The sequence below is a fragment of the Streptococcus sp. DD04 genome (genome assembly GCF_001578725.1).
Taxonomy (GTDB): Bacteria; Bacillota; Bacilli; order Lactobacillales; family Streptococcaceae; genus Streptococcus; species Streptococcus sinensis.
The window spans coordinates 237,902-246,866 of the sequence record NZ_KQ968979.1 but is presented as its reverse complement, the minus strand read 5'-3'; the positions used below and the strand labels follow the sequence as shown (position 1 = coordinate 246,866).

The following is an 8,965-nucleotide window of genomic DNA, read 5'->3' as shown; positions in this document are numbered from 1 at the left end:
ATAAAACTCAAGTCAGCGTTGCTGAGGGAAATTGGATTTTCCAAAGTTATGACAAGCCCTCGGAAACCATTCAAGATCAAGATGTTCACTTTATAGGGACATGGATTTTTCAAGAATATGAGAAGCCGACAAAGGAAGTTCTAAATAACAATGGGACGAATATTGATAATCAAGAGGTTAAGTCGGGAGATGTTTTAACTTATAAGATTACTTATAAAAACACAACTGATCGTGATCAAGATATAGTCATTACAGACGAATTTCCTATAAGCACGGAGTATGTCAATGGTTCAACGGTTTATGATGGTTTTTCCAAGAGAAAGCTGACTTGGCGACGTAGTGTCGCAAAAGATGAAACAGTTGTGGTGACCTTTAAAGTTCGTGTTAAAAAGGGTATAGATGGTGAAGTGCTGGAGAATTCAGCGCGCATTGGGAATAATTTTTATAGTATGGATACAAATACAACAAAGAATCCCACACCGTTCAAAAAATATGTGTTACCCGAGACAGGCGGTAAGGGTAGGATGTTCTATATCCTTAGTGGAAGTCTTATAACAGGCTTTGCAGCTATTCTAATGTTTTATCGTTATAGGATAAAATATGCATCAAGTGACTTATAACTTGTTGTAAAAAGGTTCGTTAGCAATAGAATATTTAAAAGTATAGCAATTCTCGAGAGTGAGAATAAAATAATTAATTTAGGTATAAAATTATAAAGGAGAATATAATGAAAAAAATTAAACTCATGTTAGCAGGTTTGATGGCCTTGTTCATGTCTCTTACAAGTGTTCATGTCGTTTCAGCTGCTACCACTTATACACTCAATGTGACAGGTACGACAAGTGGTCATACTTATGAAGCCTATCAAATTTTCTCAGGTGACTTAGATGGCAGCACCCTTTCAAATATTAAATGGGGATCTGGTGTAGATGCAGCTGCTGCCCAAGCTAATCTGGGTAATGCTAGAGCAAAAGCAGAAGAATTAAACGGAAAAGCAGAGGATGCTGCAGAAGCGAAAGCATTTGCTCAAGCCATTTCAAATTATTTGGCATCAACTCCAACTAAAACTGTTCAGAGTGTTGAAGGTACAACAACTTTCACCAACTTAGAACCTGGTTATTACTTGATTAAAGACAAAGATGCTTCTTTAAACGGTGCAGAGGGAGCGGCTTATACACGCTTTATCTTGCAAGTTGTAAAAGATACACAGGTGGCAGTTAAATCTGATGTACCAACTTTGAAAAAAGAAGTGAAAGCAAGTGACTCAAACGTTTACAGTTCAGCAACAGACTACGCTATTGGTGATAGTGTTCCTTTCCAACTAACTGCAACTCTTCCAAGTAATTACGATGCTTACTCTGATTATGAATTGGCGTTTAATGATACCTTGTCAGCTGGTTTGACTTATAAAGGTGATGCAGCGGTTTATCTAGTAAATGGTGGCGTAGAAACAAATGTTACGAACGAATTTACTACCACAGCTTCAGGAAATCTATTGACAATTAAAGCAGCTAATTTAAAGACAGCCGTACCAGCTGCAACTTCTTCAAGTAAATTTGTTGTTCGCTACAGTGCAACCCTTAACAGCAATGCGGTTACTGGTACCGTTGGGAACAGCAATACCGCTAATCTTACCTACTCAAACAATCCAAATACAACTGGCGGTAAAACGACAGGTAAAACCCCAGAAAGCAAATCAACGGTTTACACTTACCAAGTGGTTATCAATAAAGTCAATGAATCTAATGCAGCTTTGCCAGGTGCTGGATTTACTCTCTACAAAAAAGTAAGTGGAAATTACGTTGAAGTGAAGAAAATCAATGCAGGTACAACAACAAGCTTCACCTTCAAGGGGCTGGATGTAGGAGACTACAAATTAGTGGAAAGCACTACTCCAGCAGGTTATAATACTATGGAAGATCTTGAATTTACTGTGACTGCAACCGTTGATACGACGGGTGCTGTACCAGCCTTGACAGCTCTAAAAGCTACATCTCCAAAAGGCGCTTCCTTCACAACTGATTTAACAAACGGAACATTAACGACATCGGTTGTTAACAAAAAAGGTTCTCTCTTGCCTAATACTGGTGGAATCGGAACAACGATTCTCTATGTGGCTGGAACTGTTCTTGTGGTAGGTGCAGGTGTATTATTGCTTGCAAGAAAACGCATGGATTCAAAATAAGCTCTACTACTGTTATAAAGAAAGAGGTAGATGATAAGAATCTATCTCTTTTGCTTTATGAAGCGACCGAATTACTCTTATGAAAAAACATATTATTAATTTTTTAGTGGTCATTTTTTTGTTAAGCGGGGTAGGCCTTTTGCTTTATCCAACTGTAAGTGACCTTTGGAATTCTTATCACCAATCTGCAGCCATCTTAACTTATGAAGAAAAAATAGAAAAGATGGATACGCACGAAACTGATGAAGCGTATGCAGCTGCAGAAGCCTATAATCAAACATTGGTTAAGGGTATTACGCCGACCTATCGTTTATCTGAGGAAGATAAAAAGAACTATAATCAACTATTGGATGTGACAGGGACAGGAATTATGGCCCATGTGGAAATTCCAAAATTAGGGACCAATGTACCTATTTACCATGGAACGGATGAAGCTATTTTACAGGTAGCCATTGGGCACATCCCCGGTAGTTCTTTGCCAGTTGGTGGTCAAGGAACCCATTCGGTCATTTCTGGTCACCGTGGGCTTCCTTCGGCTAAACTCTTCACAGATCTTGATAAGCTAAAAAGTGGGGATCGATTTAAGATTCATGTTTTAGGGAAAACTCTGACCTATCAAGTGGATCAAAGTTTAGTAGTCGAGCCGGATGAGATTGATGCGCTCGCTATTGATCCTGAGCAAGATTATTGTACCTTGGTGACTTGTACACCCTATGCGATCAATACCCACCGTCTTTTGGTCAGAGGACACCGTGTTCCAAATGAGGATGAGTCGTCAGCTCCAAGCGTGACGAAGCGAGTCAATATGCTTCCTTGGTTATTCATTGGCTTGATAATAGCTTTTCTTGTTTTATTCTTCCTGCTCGTGTTCTTATATTTGCGAAAAAAAGAAAAAAGAAGAGCGGAGCTAAGAAGACAGACTGGAAGGCGCTCTGCCGGATACAGAAGACGTTCGAAAAAGCGTCATTCTAAAACAAACTATGATAAATTTTGAGTGTACAAATGTCGGAGTCCTCACTGAATTATCTCTTTCATGATTTTTCAAATATTCTTAGGAATATGAAATAACGACCAATGAAAAATTGGTTGCTCGACAAGAGTACTAATTTTGTTACTATCGTCGTTTGGGGGATGGCCGTTGTCGCTATGTGCTCAAAGTGCTCTGTTCAAGCTTCCGATTCCTATAAAGTCAAGATCAGAGTCCCCTTCGTTGGAATAATAGCAACGTTGATTTAGCAGCTATCGGTCTGAAGGAAATAGGAATTGCCGTAAATAAAATGATTTAAGCCACCTCCCTGACCATCTATCTGCTTTTATAATTTTAGCAGCTTTCATCTGACCTTTATATTGGAAGTTGGTGTACTAAAAACTAGAATCCAGTGAGAATCGATCTCAGACCAGATTTCGCTGGTTTTTATTTTGCTTACTAGACTACAGTGTTGCTTCGGTCGTTTCCCCACAAATATCTGTTTTAGGATAACTGTTAGTTTTTGGGGAAAACAGAACTCAGTTTGGGAAGTTACACTTTTGTAATTTTTGTATACTTTTTTTGCATATTATTTGAATTATTCTCATAGCAAAAGTATAATATATAATATGGAAGTATTCTGTTTTTTTGGGAGGCAAAGTAAAGTCTTGCCAAAGGGGAATGAACTCTTCTAAAATATTCAACATTTTAGTTTTGTATCATTAAATTCAAGTTTGCTTAATAGTTTAGGTAAACTGAGTTAATAAATAGATATACCTAAGGAAGGAAGGAATAGTGAAAAGTTTTAAAATTTATAAGGGCAAACACGATAAATTTTCTTTGAGAAAGAAAAATGTTGGGCTTGTTTCGATTGCAATAGCCAGTCTGGCTGTATACGGGTTGGCTATTGGCGCGCCGACTGTTCAAGCGGATGAGAACAGTAGTGTGAGCGCTGTGTCAACAGAGAATGTTACGGCTCCAGCTTCGACTGACACAACTGCAGCAGCAGGCTTGACTTCGGAGGTATCAACTCCAAGTTCTTCAGTTTCAACAACTGAAGCACCAGTATCAGAAGGGACTTCAGTAGTCGCTGAAAATAATAGTTCTCAAACACCTGCGGCAGTGTCAGAGAATGCCGCTCCAGCTTCAGGAGCAACAGTAGTAGAAAAAACTGAAACTCCAGCACAAACTACTGGGCAGCCAGACGAGAAAGTATCAGTTCCGACAACCAGCTCAGTGACAGAAAGCACAAACAAGGTATCTGCGGATACTTCAACCTCTGCAGCAGTTGCAAAAGAAAATTCAGTTTCTGACGAGTCTAAGCCAATCGAACAGTCAACTAATGCGCAGTCTTATTCTGCCTTTCGTTCGGCAGGTGCGGTGCGTACTCGTAGAAGTGTCGCAGAAGCTTCTTCACATATTTCAAACTTTTCCGTAACTGTTACGACAAAAGATGGAACAAGTATGAATCCTGGAGATGAAAAGGTTTTGTCAAATCAAGAAATAGCTTTTGACCAAATTCATATGAAGTTTACGCTTACTCAAGATGGTACGTTAAATGCTGGTTCAAAGATTCGTATTCCAGTTAAATTGACAAATAACGCGTATGGTGCCTATTATTCAAATCTTGGTTCTGGAACAGAAGAACCAATAAATGGAGTTGGAACAATTAAATTTGATTATTCTAACCCAAATAATCTGGCTTATGTAATCACTTTAAATAATAACTTTTCAGGACAAAAGATTGTTGAAATTACCCAAAAAGCAGCGACTATTGGGAAATTTACAGCAAAATCAAGTTATGAAAATATTATTTTAGAAATAAATGGCAATAAGTTTACTTTTAAACCAACACCAAGAACATTTGAGAAAGCACAGGCGCCTTTTGCTGTTTATAATAGTGCAAGTAGCGATAGAGCAAATTCAATAAAAATAGGCACTTCAACTGGGGACGCAAATTATTATAATAATTTATTGTCAAGCGATGGTACCAACTCTGGACAAACAGGAATTCCAAATGGTGATATCATTTCTGTCCATCATATAAAACCGGGTAATGGGTCAAAAATTGTTAGTATCAAACCAGACCTTAAAAGATATACTTCTACTTTAGCAATTAGTGAGGATGGGAAATATCTTGTTAAAGGAGATACTTCAACTTCTATTAGCATCAATTCAGACCCAGATAACAAATTAATTGAACTGCCAGCAAATTCAACTGATGAAGAGATTGTTAAGGCATTAAAACAAGCGGGTAAAAACTCTTCGGTTGTTATTGATAATGGAGATGGGACCTACACAGTTGCTATTAATTTAGGAAAAATGACAGGAAATGGTGCTACTACCTATCATGATATTTGGCCAACTGACGACTATGCTCAAATGGGCGATAAGTATCAAGAAATTAATAGAACAGAAGAGGTTAACAGAAAAGTTAGTAGTATTTTAAAAAATGCTAACGTTATTCAAGGTACAGGTCATTCAACTCGGATTACTTTTGCGGATTCATCAATTGAAAATGCTCTAGGTGAAGGGTCTAAGAGTTTTAGTTATAGTGTTGATGATGATGGAACGATCAAAAAAATTAAAAACGAAGAGAAACTTTCTGCAAAAACAACTCCATCCATTGCGCGTGCTGTCGGTCAAAAGAAGATCACCATACACTATGTTGACACAAATGGTAAGGAGTTAGAAACTCGAGACTTTAAGTATGGCTATCCAGCAGGAGCAATGGCCCCCCAAACACCTGATTATCAAGCTGGTCCAAAAACAATTTCAGGCTATACTCTTGTAACTGCTGATACAGCAATCAATGGGTATGGCTCACAATTAAAAGAAGCCAAGCCGATTCCATTCATCAATGAGGATCAAAACTTTTACTATGTGTACTCACCCAAACAATCCTATGCCAAAGTCAAATACATTGACGATGATGCTAAAGGAGAAAAAGTTCTTGAAACGAAGGATTTGAATGGTTTTTATGGGCAGACTGATCCTTATCGAACAGCTGAAACCATTAAGACGTATACCGATCGAAATTATGAACTTGTTTCAGATAATTATCCAGCAACTGGTGTAACCTATAATGAAACTCTTCAAACCTTTGAGGTTCACTTACGTCACAAGACAGCTCCAGAAGTTGAAACTAAAACTGTCAAAGAAACGATTCAATATGTCTATGAGAATGGCAGCGAAGCAGCTACTCCTAAAGTTCAAAACCTAGACTTTAATCGGACCAACACCAAGGATCTGGTAACCAATGATATTGTCAGTGAGGGTACTTGGTCTCCATCAACAGCTACCTTCCCAGCGGTAACCTCTCCTGTGATTGCAGGATACACAGCGGACCTTCCAACTGTTGATGCAGTTGCGAACATCAGTGCAACCAGCAGCGATGTGGAACGTAAGGTCGTGTACAAGGCGAATGAACAGAAACTGACTTATACGGTGATTAATGAGACAACAGGTCAGACATTAGAAGATAAAGTTTTGTTGGAAAAAGGTGTTTCCAATGGAGCTGTGTCAGGGCAAGCGCAAACGACTTACGATGCTGTCGTAGCAGGCTATCTAGCTCAAAACTATGAGTTGGTTTCTCAGGAAGCACTGCCGACTCAATTTGACACCAATGATGTTGTTGATCAGAATGTCACTATTCGTCTGCGCCATAAAACAACCTCAGTAGCAGAAGAAAAGACGGTAAAGGAAACCATCCATTATATTTATGATGGCGGTGCCACAGCGGCTCCAGACCACACTAGCAGCTTAAAATTTACCAGAACAGCAACAACTGACCTCGTTACAAATATTACAACTGGGGACTGGACAGCAGAAAATGGAACAAGTTTTGCGGCCGTAACATCACCAACAATCACAGGCTACACTCCAGATTTAGCAGAGGTTCCAGCGGTTGATAACATTACTGTTGACAGTGCCAATATCGAAAAGACAGTCGTTTACAAAGCTAATCCAGCTAGTGCAAAGGTAACTTATATCGATGACACAACAGGAGAAACGCTTGAAACGAAGGATCTGAATGGACTTTATGGTCAGACTGACCCTTATCAAACAGCTGCCACTATTAAGAAATATACCGATCGAAATTATGAACTTTATTCAGACAATTATCCAACAAATGGTGTAACCTATAATGAAAATCTTCAAACCTTTGAAGTTCATCTACGTCATAAGGTAGCTGCAGTTCAAGAAACAAAGATAGTCACAGAGACCATCACGTATGTTTATGAAGATAACACGCAGGCAGCGGCTACTAAGGTTCAGACTTTGGACTTTGAGCGGATTAACACCAAGGATCTGGTGACTAATAATATTGTCCATAAGGGTTCTTGGGCTCCGTCTACTGGCACCTTCCCAGAGGTAGTTTCTCCAAAGGTTGATGGTTATACACCAGATAAGGTAACTGTAGCAGCCGTTGAACAGATTACGGGAGATAGTGCAGATATTGAAGAAACGGTTACCTATAAAGCAGATAAGCAAAAAGTAACCTATACCATCATTGACGACACTGCTCAAAAAACGCTGAAAGATAAGGAATTACTAACAAATGGTAACTCTGATACTCCTCTTCCAGACAGTGCCCGAGAAAAATATGATTTAATGGTGAATGCTTATCTAGCTCAAGGTTATGAATTAGTTTCGAAAGACCAGCTTCCAGCTAAGTTCGACCTTGATAGTAGCTACGATCAAAATGTAGTTGTTCACTTGAAGCATGGTACCACTGATATCCAAGAAAGCAAGGATGTAAACTTGACTGTTCGTTACCACGGTGCTGGGGAACAAACACCAGAAGATAAGGTGCAAACAGCGACTTGGACTCGTACAGTAACAAAAGATAAAATCAGAGGTACAGAGGTTTCAACAACACCTTGGACAAGCGACAAAGTAAACTATGATGCAGTCCCATCACCAGTGATTCCAGGCTATAGCGTAGATGTCGAGACAGTTCCGTCTGAAGCAGTTACCCAAGAAAATATTGTCAAGGATGTGCATTACACAATCCAAACTCAAAAAGTTACGTACACAGTTGTAGATGAGACAACAGGTCGAACTCTGGAAAACCAAGTGGAATTGACAACAGGTGAGTCAGGTGCAGCTCTTCCGGCCGCAGCTCAAACGAAATACGATACCGTAGTCGCAGGCTATCTGGCACAAGGTTACGAAGTGGCTTCTCAGGACGCTCTGCCAGGTCAATTCGACACCGACAGCAGTGTAGATCAAAACGTAGTGATTCGCTTGAAACACAAAGTATCAACTTCTACAGAAACTAAGACTGTAACTCAAACGATTAACTACGTTTACGAGGATGATAATACACCAGCAGCTCCAGAGAAGAAATCTACCTTGACTTTCTCTAGAGAAATAAAAAAAGATGAAGTAACAAAGAATACTACACCAGAGGCTTGGACACCATCTACTGGAACCTTCCCAGAGGTAGTTTCTCCAACTGTTGATGGTTACACCCCAGATAAGGCTAAAGTTGACGCAGAAAACGTAACTGCTAATCAGGATGATATCACCGTTACGGTTAAATACAAGGCAGACAAGCAAAAAGTAACCTATACCATCATTGATGATACAACTAATACCACTTTGGAAGATAAGAAAGAGCTTACAAGTGGTAACTCTGATACTCCTCTTCCAAATGACACAGAAGCTAAGTATGATTCAATCGTGGATGCTTATCTAGCCCGAGGTTATGAATTAGTTTCGAAAGATCCGCTTCCAGCTAAGTTCGACCTTGATAGTAGCTATAATCAAAATGTGGTTGTTCATGTGAAACACGGCACAACGGATAG

General features: G+C 39.3%; 4 protein-coding genes. All 4 read left to right on the top strand.

The genetic code is table 11. The features are described from left to right. Nucleotides 1-620, top strand: a 620-nt coding sequence (locus STRDD04_RS08105) for an LPXTG cell wall anchor domain-containing protein (protein WP_156469079.1), incomplete at its 5' end; no start/stop codon positions are given. Nucleotides 621-727: 107 nt separating this feature from the next. Then, complete coding sequence (locus STRDD04_RS08100) at nt 728-2,185, top strand: isopeptide-forming domain-containing fimbrial protein (protein ID WP_062201360.1); 1,458 nt, start codon at nt 728-730, stop codon at nt 2,183-2,185. Nucleotides 2,186-2,264: 79 nt separating this feature from the next. Further along, entirely contained in the window at nt 2,265-3,179 is a 915-nt protein-coding gene (locus STRDD04_RS08095; RefSeq protein WP_062201357.1) for a class C sortase, read from the top strand. Nucleotides 3,180-3,947: 768 nt separating this feature from the next. Next, a partial coding sequence (locus STRDD04_RS10685) for a mucin-binding protein (protein WP_082757369.1) occupies nt 3,948-8,965 on the top strand: 5,018 nt, incomplete at its 3' end.

What these genes read in the sequence shown, in the direction of transcription:
- STRDD04_RS08100 (WP_062201360.1), top strand. Translation starts at nt 728, where the DNA reads ATGAAAAAAATTAAACTCATGTTAGCAGGTTTGATGGCCTTGTTCATG.
- STRDD04_RS08095 (WP_062201357.1), top strand. Translation starts at nt 2,265, where the DNA reads ATGAAAAAACATATTATTAATTTTTTAGTGGTCATTTTTTTGTTAAGC.